Origin of the sequence: Prolixibacter denitrificans (assembly GCF_003014495.1) — a bacterium.
Taxonomy (GTDB): Bacteria; Bacteroidota; Bacteroidia; order Bacteroidales; family Prolixibacteraceae; genus Prolixibacter; species Prolixibacter denitrificans.
The window spans coordinates 189545-211354 of record NZ_PYGC01000003.1 but is presented as its reverse complement, the minus strand read 5'-3'; the positions used below and the strand labels follow the sequence as shown (position 1 = coordinate 211354).

General features: G+C 43.1%; 18 protein-coding genes. 9 read left to right on the top strand and 9 right to left on the bottom strand.

The genetic code is table 11. The annotated features are described in order from the left end of the window. Positions 1-201: 201 nt before the first annotated feature. The 3 genes from CLV93_RS07790 to CLV93_RS07780 all read left to right on the top strand — a co-directional run bounded on the left by CLV93_RS07790 (position 202) and on the right by CLV93_RS07780 (position 6246). Positions 202-3138: a M16 family metallopeptidase gene (locus CLV93_RS07790; protein WP_211297777.1), complete on the top strand. Its 2937-nt coding sequence runs from the start codon at positions 202-204 to the stop codon at positions 3136-3138. Positions 3139-3440: 302 nt separating this feature from the next. Next, on the top strand, positions 3441-4130 hold the full coding sequence (locus CLV93_RS07785; protein WP_170108892.1) for an HAD family hydrolase: 690 nt from the start codon (positions 3441-3443) through the stop codon (positions 4128-4130). A 166-nt stretch (positions 4131-4296) separates the two neighbouring features. Next, a complete protein-coding gene (locus CLV93_RS07780) occupies positions 4297-6246 on the top strand; it encodes a GNAT family N-acetyltransferase (protein ID WP_211297776.1) in 1950 nt (649 codons plus the stop codon). A 182-nt stretch (positions 6247-6428) separates the two neighbouring features. Here the strand turns inward: CLV93_RS07780 and CLV93_RS20645 are convergent, their stop codons facing one another. From CLV93_RS20645 to CLV93_RS07730, 9 genes are all read right to left on the bottom strand, one after another. Continuing rightward, complete coding sequence (locus tag CLV93_RS20645) at positions 6429-6929, bottom strand: CPBP family intramembrane glutamic endopeptidase (RefSeq protein WP_371864373.1); 501 nt, start codon at positions 6927-6929, stop codon at positions 6429-6431. 1337 nt (positions 6930-8266) lie between these two features. Beyond that, entirely contained in the window at positions 8267-8824 is a 558-nt protein-coding gene (locus CLV93_RS07765) for a YcxB family protein (RefSeq protein ID WP_106541618.1), read from the bottom strand. A gap of 174 nt (positions 8825-8998) precedes the next feature. Further along, positions 8999-9550 (bottom strand): hypothetical protein, encoded by a 552-nt coding sequence (locus tag CLV93_RS07760; RefSeq protein WP_146141982.1) that lies wholly within the window; start codon positions 9548-9550, stop codon positions 8999-9001. A 145-nt stretch (positions 9551-9695) separates the two neighbouring features. Next, entirely contained in the window at positions 9696-10265 is a 570-nt protein-coding gene (locus CLV93_RS07755) for a hypothetical protein (protein ID WP_106541616.1), read from the bottom strand. 117 nt (positions 10266-10382) lie between these two features. Next, positions 10383-10748, bottom strand: a complete 366-nt coding sequence (locus CLV93_RS07750; RefSeq protein ID WP_146141981.1) for a hypothetical protein — start codon at positions 10746-10748, stop codon at positions 10383-10385. Positions 10749-10886: 138 nt separating this feature from the next. After that, positions 10887-11387 carry a hypothetical protein gene (locus CLV93_RS07745; protein ID WP_106541614.1) on the bottom strand — a complete coding sequence of 167 codons (501 nt, stop codon included), beginning with the start codon at positions 11385-11387 and terminating at the stop codon, positions 10887-10889. 137 nt (positions 11388-11524) lie between these two features. Continuing rightward, the gene (locus tag CLV93_RS07740; protein ID WP_106541613.1) at positions 11525-12370 is read right to left on the bottom strand and encodes an SDR family oxidoreductase; all 846 of its coding nucleotides are present in this window, start codon (positions 12368-12370) and stop codon (positions 11525-11527) included. A 40-nt stretch (positions 12371-12410) separates the two neighbouring features. Further along, positions 12411-13295 (bottom strand): 4,5-DOPA-extradiol-dioxygenase, encoded by an 885-nt coding sequence (gene ygiD / locus CLV93_RS07735; RefSeq protein ID WP_211297775.1) that lies wholly within the window; start codon positions 13293-13295, stop codon positions 12411-12413. A gap of 173 nt (positions 13296-13468) precedes the next feature. After that, positions 13469-14050 carry a Crp/Fnr family transcriptional regulator gene (locus tag CLV93_RS07730; RefSeq protein ID WP_170108891.1) on the bottom strand — a complete coding sequence of 194 codons (582 nt, stop codon included), beginning with the start codon at positions 14048-14050 and terminating at the stop codon, positions 13469-13471. Between the two features lie 402 nt (positions 14051-14452). Between CLV93_RS07730 and CLV93_RS07725 the strand changes: the two genes are divergently transcribed. The 6 genes from CLV93_RS07725 (at position 14453) to gndA (ending at position 21794) form a co-directional block, all read left to right on the top strand. After that, positions 14453-15154 carry an aspartate/glutamate racemase family protein gene (locus CLV93_RS07725; protein ID WP_170108890.1) on the top strand — a complete coding sequence of 234 codons (702 nt, stop codon included), beginning with the start codon at positions 14453-14455 and terminating at the stop codon, positions 15152-15154. A 3-nt stretch (positions 15155-15157) separates the two neighbouring features. After that, positions 15158-15511, top strand: a complete 354-nt coding sequence (locus CLV93_RS07720; RefSeq protein ID WP_106541610.1) for a DUF488 domain-containing protein — start codon at positions 15158-15160, stop codon at positions 15509-15511. A 980-nt stretch (positions 15512-16491) separates the two neighbouring features. Beyond that, positions 16492-18513, top strand: a complete 2022-nt coding sequence (tkt, locus tag CLV93_RS07715) for a transketolase (protein ID WP_106541609.1) — start codon at positions 16492-16494, stop codon at positions 18511-18513. Positions 18514-18576: 63 nt separating this feature from the next. Next, on the top strand, positions 18577-19695 hold the full coding sequence (tal, locus tag CLV93_RS07710; protein ID WP_106541608.1) for a transaldolase: 1119 nt from the start codon (positions 18577-18579) through the stop codon (positions 19693-19695). Between the two features lie 67 nt (positions 19696-19762). Continuing rightward, the gene (locus CLV93_RS07705; RefSeq protein WP_170108889.1) at positions 19763-20389 is read left to right on the top strand and encodes an HAD-IA family hydrolase; all 627 of its coding nucleotides are present in this window, start codon (positions 19763-19765) and stop codon (positions 20387-20389) included. A 7-nt stretch (positions 20390-20396) separates the two neighbouring features. After that, on the top strand, positions 20397-21794 hold the full coding sequence (gene gndA / locus CLV93_RS07700) for an NADP-dependent phosphogluconate dehydrogenase (protein ID WP_106541606.1): 1398 nt from the start codon (positions 20397-20399) through the stop codon (positions 21792-21794). The last annotated feature ends 16 nt before the right edge of the window (positions 21795-21810 follow it).

Here is a 21810-nt window from a genome sequence, read left to right as displayed (position 1 = left end):
TAAACAGACGCCGGATGGTTGGGGAGGATTTGTAAATACAGCGAAAGCAGGTTGTATAAAGCGAAAGTTATCACGCAACTTATCAGCTCGTTTTACTCGTCTTAAAGATAGCTCAATTGAATTGTATGGTTTTTTTAGTAACTTGATATCCAATTAAACCAGACAGCTAAATGTTTCATCAATATTTAAATTAACCTACTTATGAAAAAGCTTTTCCAAGTGCTGATGGTGATGACCGTCATTAGCCTGTTCTTCTCTTGTAGTGAGAAGAAATCGAAGTATGTAACCCTTCAGAAAACCGATTCCAACGGTTATAAGTACGAAGAAGTAACCAACGATCCGTTGAAAACCCGCATTTACACGCTGGATAATGGATTGAAGGTTTATTTGTCGCAGAACACCGACGAACCCCGTATTTTTACTTTTATCGGCGTGCGTGCCGGTTCATTGAATGACCCGAGAGAAACAACCGGACTGGCTCACTATTTCGAGCACATGATGTTCAAGGGAACCGACGAATTCGGTACCAATGACTGGGGAAAAGAAAAGGTATTGCTCGACTCCATATCCGGCTTATTCGAAGCGCACAAAGCCGCGACCGATCCGGAAGTGAAGAAAGCCATTTACAAACAGATTGACGAGGTATCGCAGGAGGCTTCGAAATATGCGATTCCAAACGAGTACGACAAAATGGTTTCCACGATTGGTGCGAAATATACCAATGCCGGTACATCATATGAGTTTACTGTTTATATGAACGATATTCCATCCAACGAACTAAATAAGTGGATCAACATGGAATACGAGCGTTTCAGCGACCCGGTTCTTCGCTTGTTCCACACCGAGTTGGAAACAGTGTACGAAGAATTCAACATGTCGCAGGACAATGACGGACGCCGTTTGAACCGGGCTATCATTAGTAACCTCTATCCCGGACATCCGCTGGGAACCGATGTGATAGGAAGGCCCGAAGACCTGAAAAATCCTTCGATGGTTAACATCATGAATTTCTATCATACCTGGTATGTTCCGAACAACATGGCCGTTATTCTTAGTGGAGATCTCGATTACGATAAAACAATTCAAATGGTCGACGCTACCTTCGGTAAGTATAAATCGAAACCTCTTCCGGAAGTAAAACACGCCAAACTGGAACCGATTGAGAAGCCGATTGTGAAGGATGTATATGGTCCTGATGCGGAAAGAGTGATGCTGGCATACCGTTTTGATGGCTATCATTCGCCCGATAGGAAATTTGTGACGATGATTGATTATATCCTGACGAACTCTACGGCTGGTTTGATCGACCTCGATTTGAATCAAAGCCAGAAAGTATTGAAAGCGGGTAGCTACAGTGACTTCCACAACGAGTATGGCGAACATCGGCTGTATGGAACACCACGACAGGGACAATCGCTTGACGAGGTTCGTGACCTGTTGCTGGGAGAAGTTGGAAAAGTGAAGAACGGAGAGTTTGACGATTGGCTGATTCAGGCTACCGTCAATCAATTGCGTTTAAATGCCATCCGTCAGAACGAAGGTAAATGGAGAGTCTTCAATTATCTGAATTCCTTTATCAAGAAAACCAACTGGGCCGACGAACTGGCTTTCTACGATGAGATGGAGAAAATCACCAAAGATGAATTGGTGGCTTTTGCCCGCGAGCATTATAAAGATAACTATGTGTTGGCCTATAAACGAACAGGAGAAGCGAAAGGGCTGGTGAAGGTAGAGAAGCCGGAAATCACGCCTATCTCCATCAACCGTCAGGATCAGTCGAAGTTCTTCACTGATTTTACGGCTCAGAAAGTCGAGCCCCTGGAGCCCCGGTTTGTCAACTTTGAGGAGGCTATCGATGAGAAGCCGTTGGCAGAAGGAGTGAAGATGGACTATATTCCCAATGAAACCAATGAGCTCTTCCAGTTGGATTATGTAGTCGACATGGGACGGAATCACGATCCGTTACTCGAACTGGCGGTTAAATATTTGCCTTACCTGGGAACCGATAAATATCCGGCTGCTGCCCTGAAAAAGGAATTCTATAAGCTGGGAGTCGATTTGAATGTGAACACCGGTAACGACCGTTCGTATGTATTCATTTCCGGTTTGGATAAGAATGCGAAGAAGGGAATGGAATTGCTGGAGCATTTGCTGGCCAATGCCCAACCCGATCAGGAAGCCTATGATAAAATGGTGGATGGTCTTTTGAAAGAGCGTGCCGATGCCAAACTGAATCAATATCAGATTCGTCGTGCTCTGCAGTATTATGGACAGTACGGCAAGGAGAATCCGTTCACGAATGTGATTCCGGAAGAGGAACTCCACAAAGTTGATCCGGCTGTTTTGGTTGCCAAACTGCACGAGTTCAGTCATTACCCACATCGCGTGTTCTATTATGGTCCGACGACTTCCGATCAGGTTTTCCAGATGGTGAAGGAAGGGCACCAGATTCCGGCCGAGTTGAAATCGATCCCGGCAGAAAAAGAATTTGTGATGCAGCCGACAAATGAGAATAAGGTTTTCTTCGTGAACTACGACAAATCGCAGGTCGATATCCGGATGATGTCGCAAAGTCTGCCGTTCTCGCCCGATACGTACGTTAACTCGCAGCTGTTCAATGAATATTACGGCAACTCGATGAGTTCGGTTGTATTCCAGGAAATCCGTGAATCGAGAGCATTGGCTTATTCTGCCTGGGCTGGTTACAGTGCGCCATCGAAGAAAGAAGAACCTTTCTACATCAACGGAGCTGTTTACACGCAAGCCGATAAAATGATGGATGCGATTGGTGCCATGAACGGTTTGTTGGATAACATGATTTCCGATAATCGTCTGTTTGGAATCGCCCGCGAGAGCGTGATGAAGAATATCCAGACGGAACGCATCAACAAAACGAACATTTTCTGGACTTGGTTGCGGAACCAGCGGTTGGGTATCGACAAGGATATCCGCGAGGATGTTTACAACAAGGTCGGGAAATCGGACATTGCCGATGTGCAGAATTTCTTTAACGACCATATGAAGAACCAGCACTTTACATACCTGGTACTGGGTAACCGGAATGATGCCGATTTGAATGCACTGAAAACAGTCGGGCCGGTTGAAGAGCTGGCGCTCGAAGATATTTTTGGATATTGATTTGGCTTGTGCCGGAGCTGCCTCCGGAATACATAAGCCCGTTTTAATAGGTGAATTGCGGAAGAGACCCGGTAATGCTCCGGGTCTCTTTTTTTGTATATCGACTAGCGAGAGAAATAGATATTAGTTCGATAAGACTCAGTAGAATGAAAATTTTTGGGCTCTTTATCATTCTCATTATGAGAAGTCTTCAGTAATCAGATAGCCGGGCGAAGAATTCATTTTTTCTTAATTTGAATAATTTCAATCGGTCAGTTAAAACCGTAATTTTGCTCCTCTAGAAACTTGTCAATTTGATGATTATGGAAAGCAGAGAAAACGTTGAGCAGATGGGGATTATATTTGACATGGACGGTGTGATTATCGACAGCAATCCATTACATATAAAGGCTTGGCGATCTGTTTTTGAGAAAGAGAATGTTTTTATTAGCGATGACGACTTCTCCAATATTGTTTCAGGCACAACAGGTGACACAGCAATTCGTACCTTACTAAAAAGGGAGCTGACACAGGATGAGGTAAATAATTTCAATGAGGCAGTTGATGCTGAATTTCGCCGTATGTTAACTGAGATGAATGTAGGCCCGGTGAAAGGATTACGTAATTTCCTGGAACGAATGCGTTCTGCTGGTCACAGAATCGTTGTGGCTACGTCGGCACCGACTAAGAATGTCGATATGGTGATGAACAAGCTTCAACTAAGAGAGTATTTTGAATTCATAATCGACCGGACCCGGGTAACTCATGGTAAACCACATCCGGAAATTTATCTGAAGACATTGGAGCAAATAGCTATTCCTGATTACCGTTGTGTCGTATTTGAAGATTCTCTTGCAGGAGTAAAATCGGCTGTAGGGGCGGGCTTAAGAGTTATTGGGGTAACCACCAGTCATTCGGCTGAGGAATTAAATGCAATAGGAGCATCGTTAACTATCAAAGATTTTGATGAGGTGAGCGCGGAGCATATCTCAACCCTGATGAGTACGAATTAATGGATAAATTCGCGTCTTGTCTTAGTTTTAAATAGCAGTATATCAGTGCATGTGTGCTTCGTGTCGATTTTTATTGGCAAAATACTGTATTTCGTTGGTGGCAGCTGAATAACCTGTTTGAAAAATTAGTTTATTTGGCAAAATATCTTGATGAACCAACATGACGTTGCACATTAGAAAGTCTTCGCCGGAAGACTTGATTTTCCTGGAAAAACTGGAGAAAGAATCATTTCCTGCTTTCCAGCGAAACAACCGTCGGAGTTTGGCACTAAGCCTCTCCAGCCCGTTCCAGGAGGTTTGGATAGCCGAAAAAGGAAAATCCCGGCGTCGGCCGGTGGGAGCGATGGTCCTGCATCTGCACAAGAAATCACTGCGTATTTATTCTATTGCTACTTTACCTGAGTTCCAGAGTAAAGGGGTGGGGCGTTTTCTGTTGACTCACGCGCTGAATTTGGCGACTTCGCGGAAGCAGGAAAAGCTGATACTGGAAGCGGACGCGTCGAATGAGAAGTTGCTGGAATGGTATCAGCAATGGGGTTTTCAACCTGTTAAGACCGTGAAGGATTACTACGCGGAAGGATATGATTGTTTGAAGCTGGAGTATCTGTTACCCGCTTCTCTCTATCAAAACCGGATGAAGAATATCATCGTGGTGAACCAGCCGCGTACCTGGCACTTTACCGATGTGAATGCCAAAATCATTTCAGTGAAGGAATACATCAACAATTCGGAGTACCATACCGACAACAGCTTGCGCGTTTTTAACCTGTGCAGCTCGTATCAGTACCAGAGCTACGGTTACTATGTGTCGCTGCTGGCATCGGCCCGCGGACAGCGGGTTATTCCCAACGTGACCACCATTCGTGATTTTAGCAGCACGGGCGTGATTCGTTCCATCACCACTGAGATAAATGAGTTGTTGCAAGTAGCGCTGAGAAACGTGAAGGAGAAAGAGTTCAGCATGAACGTATACTTCGGACACACCAACGTGCGGGGTATGAAGAGGCTCGCACCGAAACTATACCAGCTGTTTGAAACGCCATTGTTCAAGGTATACTTCATCCGGAACGGGGAGTGGATGATCAAAAAGATACAGCCACTGAACCTGAACAGAATCAGCGATGATGAGCTGATGGTGGTCAATGAATTTGCACGGGAATATTTCGATAAGAAACGCTTCAACAAATCGAGGCTAACCGCTTATAAGTATGATTTAGCTATACTGGTAAACCCGCAGGAAACGACGCCACCGTCGTGCAACACGGCGTTGAAACTATTCAAACAGGCGGCTAACCGGAAAGGAATTTATACCGAGTTTATCACGAAGAACGATTTCGATAAAATCAACGAGTTCGATGCGCTCTTTATCCGCGAAACCACCAGCGTGAACAACCATACGTATGAATTGTCGCGACTGGCTTACGCCGAAGGTTTGGTGGTGATTGACGACCCGTGGTCGATTCTGCGTTGCTCCAACAAGATATACCAGAACGAGCTGTTCCGGAATAATAAAATTCTAACACCTCAGACCACGGTGTTTACCAAGAACCTGTTCCATCCCAAAGACCTCGACGGAGTGAGCTACCCGGCTGTGATTAAACAACCCGACAGCGCCTTTTCGTTAGGTATCACGAAAGTGAACAATGAAGAGGAAGCTCTTGAGGTGCTGAATACGCTGTTCCGGAAATCGGACATGGTGATTTGCCAGGAGTTTACCTACTCGGAGTTCGACTGGCGTATAGGTATTATCGACAACACGCCGCTGTTTGCCTGCAAATACTACATGACCCGGGACCACTGGCAGATTTATAACTGGCAGGGAGAAGCCGAGGAGCAGTCGGGCGATTCGGAAACGTTGCCGGTAAGTGAGGTACCCGCCCATGTGCTCGAAACGGCATTGAAAGCTGCTGCCCTGATTGGTGACGGCCTCTACGGTGTCGACCTGAAGGAGATTGCCGGAAAAGTGTATGTAATGGAGGTGAACGATAACCCGAACATCGATTTTGGCATCGAGGATGAGATACTAAAAGAGAAACTCTACGATATGGTCATCGATTCATTCCTGGACCGGATTGAAATCGCCAAAAACCTGAAGCGGTATGTGACGAGCAAATAAGAATCCGGTGGTTAAATGGTCCCGTCAGACCCGTAGAAGGTGGCAATATGCTGTGGCCAGTCTTTGTCTTTTTTTATTGTCAATTACATGGTTAAACGTATTGGTATGCACCAATTGCAAAAGTCAGAATCAATTTAAACCTGAATTCCCCAAATAGTGCGCTAAAGCTCATATTTTATGAGCTATCCTACATATTCGGGTGCAGGCGTTTTCAAATAATTATCTGAATATATCTTATGACCTTTTCTATAGTAATATATTGAAACCGGCAATAAAATCAGAATCATGACAATACTTGGAAACGTCAGGAAATATAAGTCCATATGATTGGAGGTTGGCTTGAAAAAACTCGCATATAATAAAGCGATCAATGAATGCATAATAATTGCCGGAATTACTGAGTTGGTTCGAATTCTCAAATAAGCCATGATGATACTAAATTCGAAACAGCTTATGACAAAGATTGAATACTGGATATAAAAGTGATGCTCAAATTTTGCGAAATGGGTTGGTAAGTGCCAAATTGACCAAATTACGCTTGTAATAATTATCAATTGACTCCACGATAGTTTATACTGAATGATTTTACTGGTTAGATATCCTCTCCAACCAATTTCCTCGAATCCTCCAAGCATAATAGTAAACAGGACGGAATAAATCAGCAAGCTAACCAGAAATGACATGTTGAATACTGGTGGCTGAATAAGATGAAATCTAAACTGAACAATGAAATCTATGGCAATGACAAAAATGATTGCCACAATGGGCAGAAATAAAGGTTTAAGTTCAAATTTGTTGAAGGCTAGCATTTTGAATGAATCCTTCTTGATCAACAAAATAAATATCACTGAGATTAATATGGGCGAAATTTCTCCAACGTTTTTCAAATTGAAAATATCCATTTGGAAATATCTCAATCCGGTTGTCAGAATCATAAAAGCTAAGAACAAAAAATAAACTTTGACTATTTTCCTCATCATACGTCTTATAATATTTATTTTGCGGTAGCAGTATCTTTTATGTACATGTACCAGCGTTTTTAAATATGGTGTTGTCACGCCTAAGCCAATCAAACAGCACCATTCCGTCGCAAAAGCCCCTAAAGTAGCAAATTGCTTAAGACTGTCAAAAATGAGGTAAGGAATGCAAAACAACCAGGACTATCACTGCATATGTAAGTAGCTTTTTCATTTTGAGTGCTATAATGGTCACTTGTATGCGGTCGGGGCTGTCAGACCCACAGGAGGTAACAACTTGTTCGCGTTAGTTTTTTATTTCTTTAAACCCAGTTAATTTAATTATTGGTTTATTCATATCATCAAAATGACAATCAAATCTGAATTGAAAAAGTCTCGATTCAACCTCGTAATTCTGGTAATAGGTAAATTTATCTATATCCTCGTAATTCCTATTGGAGTAAAAAATCATGTAATGCAGTAATTTTTTCTCCTTTTCTGTTAGTTTTTCTTGATTTTTGAAAATGTATTTAATCACTGATGTTTTGGGAACTTTGGGAAGCTCATTGTGAATATTCCAACTATAACTGTTTTTTAAGTAAATCCAGGTACTATCGGACTTTAGATAAATATGAACATTACTTGAATCAATAATCTGGCTCGTCTTTGAATTCAATGAATCAATAAGATTTTCATTTATTTTAGGATTACAACTCATGCTAATAATCTGTCTATTTATATCCAGAAAGATTTTCAATTCTCTATCGTGTTTATGATCTGTAAAAACTAATGCTTGTTTTTTCTGGATAGATGTTGTATTCTGACCAAAAGATATAAGTCCAATTAAGAGTGTGATTATTGATATGATTGTTTTTTTTATCATGAAAGCTTTTGTTGTATTCAGAAAATTAACGTCAACGGTCACCTGAATATGGTCGGGTGATCCTGGTAGGCATCGGGGCTGTCAGACCTGCAGGAAGTTGGCAACATTGGTTTGACTTGTCAAACCGCCCCGAGACTTCGGGGCTTCGCCATGCCTAATACTGCGTATTTGCAACTATTTCTTAATTATCAGAAAAATCAATTTCCAAATTTGTTTCTAATTTAAGATTCTTTGTCTCTGAAATCATTGTCAGTTCTTCTCTGAGCTTGTCAATATTCTCGATTTTGTATTTTGGAATTATAAGGTGAGAGCCAGATTTCATTTTGATGTAGAAAAATCGATTTATCTCAAATATTTTTTCAATCTGTGAAGTTTTAAACTTCGATTCACCTTCAAGGTCTACAGTCTCAATTAGTTCTTGATCATCTGGAAAACTCACTTTTATCAATGTATCAAATCGGTTTTTAAAATTTTCATCAGCATATTTTTCATAGTATCTCAGATATCTTTTCTTTGACAAAGTTGGATATAACAAATACCATAAAACTCCAATCAAATAGAATAATATTGAGAAGACTTTGTCTGCAAGCACTAACAGAATAGTCCCAAGTATCAAATAGATAATTGGTAATCGGCTTCTTGCTTTTCTCCTGCTTTTTCTTATTGTTTCTGATTTTGTCGCAGCAAATAATTGAAATTCTATATAGTCTGTCCGACTTAGTGTATATTCTATTTCCATTTTATTTGTCAGTTTAGATTAGTCAAAATTATTGTCATAAATGTATGTCGTTTTTAGTGGCAACACTGGTTTGGCTTGTCAAACCGATCCCGAGAGTTCGGAGGCCCGCCTGCCATTTACAATTTGTTGCCAATAGTTTTTGGCTTTTTTCTCATCAAATATTTAAATCTGTTTTTATCTTAACATGTATTGGTCTTTCAATATCAACCTCAAATGTGAGTGCATCATTAAAAGTCCAAGTGGGCCGAAGCCTAATGTAAATATTATTCCAAAATAGTCCCACAGATTTGGTTTTGAATTTTTGTCGTAAAATTTAAAGCCTTTTGTCAATTTGGTAATAATATGAATAAATGCCATCGTCAATATTGGAGATATAATCAGACTGATCAGAGTAGGAATATCTTTATTCTTCTCTCCAAAATCAATCATATTTATTACCGTAAATGCAATAAAACTCAATAGAATTGTCAGCAAAGTTATAATGGACGTTTTCAGATTATTATCAATTCCATTTTTATTATCAATAGTTTTAAATCCGTATAAAATCAAATATATCCAAAACAAGTATCCTCCAATACAGCTTAAAACAACAAGAGTAAATCCAAATGAGATTAATTTCTCTGGAACGATTGTCCCCCAAGCGATAAATAGTAAAATCGAGATAAAGATTATTGCAAAATACAATAGAAGTAATTTTCCTGGTTTTATTTGTAGTAGTTTGTCCATATTTAAAGTGTTGGTAACGGTCACTTGTATGTGGTCGTGCGGGATTTCCAACAGAAATCCAGTCAGACCCGCAGGAGGTGGCAACATTGATTTGACTTGTCAAACCGCCCCGAGACTTCGGGGTCCCGCCTATCATATAAATTTGTTAGGGTGCGTTTTTAATTTCTTCTTTTGTTGTCCATTTGAGTTTTCCACATTCAGTTACTATTATCTTAGAATTTTCTTCTGCGAATGTGAATGCAAAGTCTTTTTTAAATGCTTCCCATTTTTCATCTACATGTTCGCACGATGTTCTTGCAACGTAAATTTCGCTGTCACAAAATACCCATATAGATGGAGTCACTTTTATCGATTGGTTTTTTCCCTTTTCGATTTCAGCACAATCATTGGGAAAACATTTCAATAAAGAGTCAAATGCTTGATTGCATTTTTCTTTACTTTCAAAGTAAAATTGCCACAATTGAATACGTGTAAAAATTGGCTTGTCATAACTATTTTTATTCTTGTGAGACTCTTTAGCTTTTAATAAAATTCTGTCGCTATATAAGTGTAGATTCTGTTTTTCAATTGATTTCACAAAATTATCTGACATATAGCTTTCTTCTAGTTCATATTGATCAAATTGACTCGTTACAAATTTTGCGATCGACATTCTACGTTCACCTTGAAATGAAGTCAATAGAAGAAAAGTTGATATAAAGAAAATGTTTTTCATTTAATTTATTGCTAGTGGTTTAGTGCTTATTCACCCTAACGATCACTTGTATGCGTTCGTTCGGCCCTAAGATTTAAAGGCCCAGCCTGCATATGATAAAATTGTTAGGTCTCGTTTTTATTTCTCAATTTCACATTTTGTTGCTCGTCCATCGTTGTCAAATTCAACTTTCAAATTTGAAATGTAATCGGGATCAATATCGGAGCTGTACTTTTCTCTTATCAAGTATTTTAATTTATTCTTACTTTGGGTTTCTGGTTGTCCTAATAGTTCAATAACCGCTTCCTTACTCTTTCCAATAATCGTGTCACTGTTTATTAGGTCATCAACTATATTTTCTCTTACATCAGTCATCTGCCAATCCAATCCCTTTTGTTTCCACTTAGCTGAATCGAATTTTTTATTGTGACTACAACTTATTATTAGTAGGAGAGTTACAATGGTGAAAAGAATTGAAGTATATATTTTAAGTCTTTTCTTCATTATTAAATATGTCATCTAACGGCTTCTTGATCTTTTCAATTTGCTTCGGTCAATTTTCATTTAGTTGGTTTGTTAAGGCACTTCAAGGTAATAAAAAACTTTCTGAATTTGCTAGAAGTGTTTTCTGGCATTCCTGTCTTAACCAACCAGATCGATGGCTTCAAAACCCAGGTGATGGGTGATTTCGCGCAGCAGGAGAATGGTGGCAAAATCTTCCCGGGTAACAGACTGGCGGTTTAGTGAGGACGGTCGCCCCGTGATGATGGATGCATATTGGCTGAAAAGACTTTCCACTTCCCGGCGGGAGTACCTGCTTTGAGCGAAGTCGTTTTTGCGGAATACTTCTGCCATGTGTTCATCGGAAGAAATCAGTATCTCATTCCTGTTCAACAAATCTTTGCTGCTCATCAACTCATCTTCGATGTAGTTAATGGCGTACTCGGTTTCGGCCTCGGTGGGAATGTCTTGTTGGAAAAACCGGTTGGCAATGGTTTGGTATCCCGCTTCCAGGGTGATTTCTTTCTGTAACGAATGATTTACCAGGAATTGAAAACGAAGAATCTCCTTTTCGATAGCCAACAGGCGAACCGCTCCGGCATATTGCTCTGTAATCTTCTGAATTCGTTCCTGGTCTTTCATGGTAATATCTGTTGGTGTAAGATTGAGAAGAGCGATGATTTTTCTTCCTCTCAGATAGCTTCATACAACAATTCTGTCTGCCATCCCCGGAAACCAGATCAGGCAAACAGAATTGATCAAGTACTTTATGAATAAGATTATTTCAGCGCAGCCTTCACGGCATCAGCGAGCGGAGTGGTCGGCCTTCCGATCAATTGGGAAAGCTGACGGGAGTCGTCGAACAAATCACCTTTCGATGCTCCGGTATCCCAGCTGGCGATGGCCCCGGCAAACATGTCGGGTAAGCCCACTTGCTTCAGGATATTGGCATATTCGGCTTCCGGCAGATTGTTGTACGGAAGGTCCTTTCCGCTTTGCTTTGAAATTTCAGCTGCGAGGTCGGTTAATGTGTACGCTTTGTCACCGGCCAGTTCGTACACTTTTCCCTTGTGACGCTCGTCGGTAACGGCAACTGCTGCTGCCTCGGCATAGTCAGCACGGGTGGCAGAGGCAATTTTACCATTGCCGGCACTACCGACAAATGCTCCGGCCCCCAGTGCTCCTTCGATGGAAGCAGTATAGTTCTCGGTATACCATCCGTTGCGAAGAACCGTATGTGCAATACCTGATTCCTTCAGCGCTTTCTCGGTGGCGATGTGTTCTCCCGCCAGGTTCAGCGACGAAGTATCGGCGTGAAGCAGGCTGGTATAAACAATCCATTGTACGCCGGCTTTCTTAGCCGCTTCAATTACGTTGGCATGTTGCCGGGCCCGTTGCCCGATTTCACTACCTGAAATCAACACCAGCCGATCGATGCCGTTCAATGCATCACTCAAACCTTCCGGTTGGTTATAGTCAAACGCACGGGCTTCAATACCCAGCTTGGCTGCCTTTTCAGGGCTGCGTACCAAGGCTACCAGGTTCTCACTTGCTACTCTTTTCTTCAATTGTTCAACAACCAGGCTTCCTAACTGGCCTGTTGCTCCTGTTACTGCTATTTTCATTTTCTGATACGTTTTAATGTTACTATTATTTGTTTCCCTCTTACCCGATTTTTACCGAGGTCATCGATAACGAACCGCCAAGGGGTTCATCGTTAAAAAGGGTGATGTCGTCTTTCTTATCCTGAAGGGCCAGCGCATACAGCAAGGGCAGGAAATGCTCCGGTGTCGGAATCGAGAGGTTGAAGGCTGTACCCTGTTTCGAAAAGTCCATCAACGCGGCGTGATTCCCGTCCAGAATCCATTGTTTCATTTTCTCGTTTGCCTCAAGGGCCCAGTCGTAACCGTAGTTCTCGTTCAGCTTGTCCCAACGGACCATCCGGAGATTATGCACGATGTTACCGCTTCCAACAACCAGGATACCCTTTTGCCGCAGTTGAGCCAACTCTTTGGCCAGTGCATAATGTTCCTGCGGATTCTTGTAATAATCGAGGCTGATTTGTATCACCGGGATGTCGGCCTTGGGGTACATGTGCCGGATAACCGACCACGCGCCATGATCGAGTCCCCATTTATCGTCGAGATGGACATCGGTGGTATGGGCCAGCCCTTTTACTTCCTCTGCCAGTTGTGGCATCCCCGGTGCCGGATATTGCACCTCGTAGAGCGCTTTCGGGAAGCCGCCAAAATCATGAATGGTAGGCGGATGTTCCATGGCGGTTACCCGGGTTCCCTGTGTTTCCCAATGGGCCGAAACAACCACAATGGCTTTGGGCGTTTCGATCCCGGTCGACACTTTTCGAAATCCGCTGACAAATTCGTTCTCCTCAATCGCATTCATCGGACTGCCGTGCCCCACGAAAAGAACGGGCATTTTGGGCGTGTTCTCCAACGAATCGGTGATGTTATGTAGTGCATTTAATTTCATTGCTGTAAATGTTATTGGCATTGCTGCCAAAAGTCGTTTGACGAATGCTTTCCTGTTCATATTCTCTTTACGGTTTGACCAACGGTGACGTTTTCTAAAAAATGTTATCGTCCGATGGTCAATCATCAGGTACAAAGGTACGGCGGGTACAGGCCTCGTACACTTGATCTATGATAAGAAATGAACTTGATGCAGGTTAGGAAAAAGGAGTGAGGGCCTCGTTTTTTGTCGGTCTACTTCTTCTTTCGGATACGGCTCAGGCTCTCCGGGGTGATGCCCAGGTAGGAGGCAATGTAGGTCAGCGGTACGCGCTGGAAGATGTCGGAATGTTCTTTCAGCATATCGTTGTACCGCTCAACAGCCGATTCCCACATGGTGGCGTTCAGTCGTTCCAGGGCATTGATGTAGGCTTTCTGAAACAGGATGCGGAAGTAGCGTTCCAGTTTGGGCACTTCGTGGTAAAGCTGTTCCAGGCGCTCATGCGAGATGCGGAGCATTTGCGTATCTTCCATCGCCTCGATGTAGTATTTGGACGGACGTTGGGAAAAGAAACTTTCGAGGTCTGAAATCCAGCTGTTGTCCAGCCTGATTTGATAGATATGTTCTACCCCTTTCGAATCGACGAAATAAGACCGCAAACCACCTTTCGTTACGAAATAGACATATCGGCAAACCTCGCCGGGAACCAACAGATCCTTTTTCTTTTTGATCGAAGTTGGTTCGAAGGCCGAAAGGATAATCGCTTCCTCCTGTTCGGTGATATCCACCCAATTGTTGAGGTAGTAAAGCAGTTTGTGGTTGGTTGAAGCCTTCATGGACATTTATTTGTCATACAGATATCAGGTTAACAGTCAATGGTGATGATATGTTGCTGGAGCAGGTTAAGAAAAGACTCCGGACATGAGATTCCAGAAATGAGACAAGTCTTTAACCTTGACATTTTTATCCTTGGTTCCTGTTATTTGACTCCGTGGGCAAGTCTGTTATGGAAATCATGCTCAGAACACTTTGGGACTCCGTTTCTCTCTCCATTTTCCTTTGACCATCCACCGTTTGATTATTGTTTAGGATTTCGTTCTTTTTATAAAAGACTTTATTGTCCTTTATTCCTGAAATGATACCTTTACGGTAAAAATTGAATGATTTTGCAAACCGAGTCCTGCGGCCGAAGATACCCGGGGGGCGGTAGCCAATCAACATATGACCATCATCGATTCATGAAGAAAATAGGAATTATCGGAGGACTGGGACCGGAAGCAACGGTTGATTATTACAAAGAACTCATCGATGCATTTAAGACAGGCGATGGCGATCTGAATTACCCCGAGATCATTGTTTACAGTGTGAATATGTCTTTTTTCATTGGGCTGATGCGTGAGGAGCGGTACGAGGAGGCAACGGATTACCTGGCCGAAAAGATTGACAAGCTGGAGAGGGCGGGGGCCGATTTTGCCGCCCTGAGTGCCAATACCCCTCATCAGTTATTCGATGCATTGAGGGAACGGTCGGGCATTCCTCTGCTCAGCATTGTGGAGGCGACCCGCGATGAAGTGGAGCGAATAGGCTTGAAGCGTCCCGGGCTGTTTGGTACCGGCTTAACAATGAAAGCGACCTTTTACGCGGATGTTTTCAGTCGAAAAAACCTCGAAGTGGTGTTGCCCGGTGAGAACGACCGAAACGTAATCGACAACAAGCTCTTCAGCGAGATTGAACTGGGTATTTTCAAAGAGGAAACCCGACAGTTATTGGTGAATATCATTGAAAAGATGGTTCGGGAACAGGGCATCGATTCGATCATCCTTGGTTGTACCGAACTACCGTTGATTCTGGATGAGGAGCGCTATGCAGGTGTTCCTGTGTTGAATACGACGAAGGTTCACGTGGAAGCCATCGCGAAATACTGTCGTGAAAAAGGATAATCCATGATTACGATTCGCAGGGTATACCAAGGAGCAGTTCCCGGCTGTTCCTACAGTGTTTTGGTTGACAGGCTTTGGCCCCGCGGAATTTCGAAGGATGCAGCCTTCTGGGATGAGTGGAACAAGGAAATTACCCCGGGGAAGGAATTGCGGCAGTGGTTTCATCAGGATAAGGAAAGACGGTGGGACGAATTTTCGCAGTATTATGCACGGGAGTTGTCACAAAAGGAAGATGAGCTGCAGCGATTGAAAAAGCTGGAGGCTCAATATGGCCACCTTGTCTTGGTTTATGCGGCGAAGGACCCGATTCACAACCACGCGCTTGTGTTGAAATCGGTTCTAGGGCAAATGAGCTAATTCTGGAAGGATTTCAGGTTGCGCCGCGCGTTTTCTGTGGTTCCTATCGTTACTGTTGTTACTATGGTTAGGCTTCGAGGTGACTTTTATTTGTGCCCGTTGTGGAATTCTTAGGGGCCTTAGTGGTTAGAAAAGTTTCACGCAAAAAGCGCAAAGATTTTCGCAACGGTGGCAAAAGAAACGTGTGAACCCTTTCTCCACAACGATCTCGAAGCATAATTCAACCCCGACTATTCTGGGCATCATTCATCATTTAAAATTTTCCCATCATCTGTGATTATTTGTGAATTTCGTCAGTGTCAATAAGTGGAAGTCCGCTGCTTCTGCTATACTTCTCCGTAAACTCGAAACACCACTAACGGAAGTAGCCAAATTTATAGCCCGTTCCAACGGGTTTTTTCCATACCCGGTATGTATGTAGTATTATTTGAATTTTTGTCATCCTGGTTGGGCAGTCATCGCAATATCTGATGTTTGCTTCTTTTCGTTACGCCAATTCCAACTTGTCTCGAATTCTTTTAATATGTTTTGGGTTCTTTTCAGAATTTTTAAGTTAGAACCTATTTGTAAAAAAACGTAGCACACCTGATGGGAGCATATCAATAAATCACTTATATACATATAACTACAAACGCTGGATGTTGAACTAGCTCCAGTCTACATGATGGTGCTATTCGTAAGTAGAATGTTATAAGTTGTTAATTCGTAATTCTATCGGAATAGCGAAACAAAGCCTGATTCTTTTCCTCAGACTTTTATTTACAGATGAGATTTGCCCGTTGGTAGACGGCGTAGTGGTTGATTGTGAGGATATAAGATGGGGCGCCGAGTGGCGTTTTTGAAGGGGCCTCGGGATAGCATGCAATGGGCGAATTTGTTCGATTTATTGGAATAGAAATGTCATCCCCGGAGTTAGCAAACGAACATTAAGTCTGTTCGTTCTGTTTGAAATACAAAGACAACGACATAAAACTAATATTATGGATAACGATAACATTAGAAAAGTTTCGATTAACACCATACGAACTTTAGCAATGGATGCTGTACAGAAAGCGGGTTCCGGACACCCGGGGACAGCTATGTCTCTGGCACCGGCAGCCTATGTTTTATGGAACAACATCATGAAATACAATCCTAAAAATCCACACTGGTTTAACCGCGACCGCTTTGTTTTATCTAACGGCCACGCTTCCATCATTCAATACATTATGCTACACTTAACCGGCTATCATGTGTCGATGGAGGACCTTAAAAATCTTCGGCAATGGGGAAGTAAAACGCCCGGGCATCCGGAGTATGGATTAACCGAAGGAATTGAAACCACAACCGGACCGCTGGGGCAGGGATTTATGACTGCGGTTGGAATGACCATGGCAGAGGCACACCTTGCTTCGCGGTTTAATAAACCTGACTTTCCGGTGGTCGATCATTACGTTTATGGCTTTTGCAGCGACGGCGACCTGATGGAGGGGGCTTCCAGCGAGGCAGCTTCTCTGGCCGGTCATTTCGGACTGGGAAAACTGATTTTTCTGTATGACGACAACCATATCAGCATTGATGGAGATACTGAAATTACCTACAGCGACGATATAAAAAAACGCTTCGAAGGATACAACTGGCATGTGCAGGATTTGGGTGAAAGCGCCAATGATATTGAAAAGATAACCAAAGCATACGAGGCTGCTCAGCAGGAAAAAGATAGGCCCTCACTGATAATTTTGCGCACACACATTGCTCACGGAGCGCCTAACAAACAGGATACGGCGGCAGCACACGGCTCAGCCCTGGGGGAGGATGAAGTAAAAGCCACGAAGCGGGTTTACGGCATGCCGGAAGATAAAACCTTTTATGTTCCGGAAGAAGTGAAAAGACACATGGAACAGGCCATTGAAAGAGGTGAACAGCTGGAGAAGGAATGGAATGCCATGTATGAACGTTACGAGCAAAAGCATCCTGATTGGCATGCATTACTGGAAAAGGGGAAAGCGCTCGAACCCGACAAAGACTGGGATAAAGATATTCCTGAATTTAAACCGGATGATGGTCCCGTGGCTACGCGTAAAGCCTCGGCAAAAATCATCAATTCATTTGCCCAACATGTTCCTTACCTTCTGGGGGGAAGTGCAGATTTGGCAGCTTCGACCAAAACATTAATGGAAGATTGGGGCTATTTTGGCAAAGGCAATTATCAGAACCGAAATATCCCCTGGGGGATCAGGGAACACGGAATGGCAGCAGCCACGTCAGGAATAACGCTTCACGGCGGACTAAGGGCGTTTGCCGCTACGTTTTTTATTTTTTCGGATTATGCACGACCGGCCATTCGGCTGGCAGCCCTGATGAAACTGCCCACCATTTATGTGCTCACGCACGATTCAATTGGTCTGGGAGGCGATGGACCTACCCATCAACCTGTGGAACACCTGGCTTCTTTCAGGGCCATGCCCAACATTTTTGTGTTCCGTCCGGCCGATGCCAACGAGGTGGCTTATACCTGGAGAGCCGTGCTCCGAAGAAAAAAGGGTCCGTCGATGATGGTTCTGACACGCCAAAATGTTCCGGTTGCCGATAGAAGCAAATATGCTTCAGCCGACGGTGTTCTAAAGGGGGCCTACGTACTTTCGAAAGAAAAAGGCGATGCTCCGGATGCCATTCTTATGGGGACAGGTTCGGAAGTTTCAATTGCACTGGAAGCTCAGGAAAAGTTGCGAGACATGAATGTTGATGCCCGGGTGGTTAGTATGCCTTGCTGGGAATTATTCAGAGAGCAGGATGAAAACTACAGGAACGAAGTACTTCCCCAAAAAGTAAAAGCAAGGACCGCTGTGGAAGCCGGAGCTGCCCTGGGATGGAAAGAATGGGTTGGCGATGACGGTACCGTGGTGTCTGTAGACCGTTTTGGATCGAGTGCTCCTTACCAGGAAAACTTCGCACATTATGGTTTCACGGTTGACAATGTGGTTGAACATCTTAAAAAATCAATCGCCCAAAGTCAATCTTGAAAGCAAGCTTGTTCGAACGCTGAAAAGAAGAATAATTGAGTCGAAAAAAGATATACAGAGTATATGGAAAAGTTTGATAAACTACTTGAATATGGTCAAAGTTACTGGCTCGATAATTTATCGAGAGAAATCATTACCAACGGAGAACTGGAAAACAGAATTAAAAATGAAGGATTAAGGGGAATCACATCGAATCCAAAAATTTTCATGAAAGCTATTTCCAGTGGTCATATATATGACGACCAGATAAAAGCATTGGCCGGAGAAGGAAAGAAACCGGAAGAAATTTACGAAGCACTGGCCATTGAAGACATTCAGAAAGCCTGCGATATGTTGCGACCCGTTTTCGATGCTTCAAACGGCGAAGATGGTTTTGTAAGTCTGGAAGTTTCGCCTTATTTGGCAAGGGAAACAGAAAAAACAAAAGCCGAAGCCCGGCGGTTGTATAAAGAAGTAAACCGTCCCAATTGCCTCATTAAAATCCCCGGAACAAAAGAAGGAATTCCGGCCATTGAAGAGATGTTGTACGAAGGGATTAACATCAACATTACCCTGCTTTTTTCCATTGAAAGCTACGAAGCAGTTACTGAGGCTTATTTAAAAGCGCTGGAGCGCCGGGTTGAAGAAGATAAACCTATCGATAAGATCGCCTCCGTTGCCAGTTTCTTCCTAAGCCGGATTGATGTGCTTGCCGATAAGATTCTGCACGATGATGTTATTCTGCAAGTGGAGGGTGATAAAAAAATAGTTGCCGGGAACTTGCTGGGTGAAACCGCTATTGCCAGTGCAAAAATTGCCTACCAAAGTTTCGAAAAGAAATTTAGTGGCGATAGATGGGAAAAACTGGCATCGAAAGGCGCGAGGGTACAACGTCCGCTTTGGGCCAGTACCAGCAACAAAACCGATACTTACCGCGATACGCGCTATGTGGAGCCTCTCATTGGTTCGCACACCGTAAACACCATGCCCGGTGAAACAATCGAAGCCTTTAAAGACCATGGAAGATTGTTTCCCAACACCGTGAAAAAAGATGTGGATGATGCCCACCGTGTTTTTGATGACCTCAAAGAATTGGGAGTCAGCTTAAAAGACATTACCGATCAATTGGTAGAAGAAGGTATCGGGAAATTTGTAGAACCATTCGACGAGTTGCTGAAAACCGTTGAAGAGGAAGCTAAATAAAACCAATGCTAAGAGGTTTTTTAATGGAATGGCATTCAGGTTTCAGGTTATTTTAAAGAGTTGCAAAATGAAGACAGGAGATAAGATAAAAGCAATCTTTTTCGATGTGGGGGGCGTATGCCTTAGTAACGGTTGGGATGAGTCTTCAAGGGAAAAACTGGCGCAGGATTTTGATCTGAACTTTCAGGAAACCGAAAAGATTCATGATGCTATTTCTGAGGATTTTGAGCGCGGGGGCATAACGCTCGAAAATTATATTGACTCCGTCTATCTTTCGCAGGAACAGAAGAAGGAACTTTCAAGACAGGACATCATTTGGTTTATGAAAGAACAGAGTAAAAGTTATCAATCGACCTTCGAAATCCTGGAAAAATTAAAACAAAATGGTGAATACCGGCTCGCGACCATTAATAATGAATCTTTTGCGTTGAACGAGTTTCGAATCAAGAATTTTAGCCTTACGCGGTATTTCGATAATTTTTTCAGTTCGTGTTACCTGCACATGCGAAAACCCGAACCACAGATTTTCAAAACGGTAATTCATATTACTCAGCTCCAGCCTAACGAGTGCCTGTATATTGACGACCGGATTGAAAATATTGAATCCGCCTGCAATGAGGGAATCAATTGCATCCATCTCACAAAGGTGGACGAACTCAGCGAAAGCCTGAAAAAATATAATATAAAGTTTTAACGCAGATATGGAAAAATATGATTTTGGTTTGATCGGACTAGGCGTAATGGGAAGAAATTTTATTCTGAACATTGCCGAAAATGGCCACACTGCGCTTGGCTACGATTTGGATGAGGAGAAAGTAGATGCCTTAAACAAAGAGAGCAAAGAATTTAAGGTTAAAGGGGTAAATACCCTGAAAGATTTTATTTCGGGATTGGCAAAACCCCGAAAAGTAATGCTGCTTGTTCCGGCGGGGGTGGTCGATAAAGCGCTGGCTGATTTGCTTCCCCTGCTCGAAAAAGATGATTTGATTATTGATGGCGGAAATTCGCATCCGAATGACACCGAGCGCCGGGAAAAAGAAATTACAGACCAGGGGTTCAGATACCTTGGCGTAGGCATCTCCGGTGGTGCTGAAGGTGCCCGGCGCGGCCCCAGTATGATGCCCGGAGGAGACGAGGAGTCGTATAACCTGGTGAAGGATATTTTTACCGGTGCGGCGGCCCATGTAAAAGGCGAAGCCTGCGTTACCTGGCTCGGAAAGGGATCTGCCGGTCATTTTGTAAAGATGGTGCACAATGGAATCGAATACGGAATTATGCAATTGATTTCAGAGGTGTATGATGTGATGAAACACGGGTTGTCTATGGAAAATCCGGAGATGAGTGGCATTTTCAGCGAATGGAATCAGGGAGCTGTGGCTTCCTTCCTGGTAGAGATCACCGCAGATATACTGGAAAAAGAAGACAAGAAGGAGGGCGGTTTTCTGATCGATCATATTCTGGACAGTGCCAAACAAAAAGGAACCGGAAAATGGACATCGCAACTGGCTATGGATTTCCAGGCTCCTGTGCCCGTCATTGACAGTGCTGTATCCATGCGACACCTTTCTGCATTCAAAACCGAGCGGCTAGAAGCAGATTCCATCCTAAAAGGTCCGGTTGGGCGAATTGACGAAGACCAGGCAACGTTTATTAATAAACTGGAAGATGCGCTGTTTTTTGGAATGTTGATCACCTATGCCCAGGGATTCGAACTCTTACGCATTGCTTCAGAAGAAAAAGGCCTTGGAATTAGTTTGAGCAAAGTGGCGCGGATATGGAGAGGTGGATGCATTATTCGCTCGGCCATGCTCGACGATTTTATGAAAGCTTACGAAAGTGATCCCCAGTTACCCAATCTGTTATTCGATACAAAGCTTTCTGCTACAGTGAATGAAAAGCAGGATAAAGTGCGCGATATGATTATTCAGGCAGTAAAAGCTGGTCATCCGGTTCCTGGATTCATGTCGTCAGTGGGATATTTTGATGCCTACCGAAGCGGACATCTGGCAGCCAATCTGATTCAGGCACAACGCGATTATTTTGGTTCGCACACCTACGAAAGGGAAGGAGAAGAAGGTGTTTTTCATACCGACTGGTAGCACTCAAATCCAGTTA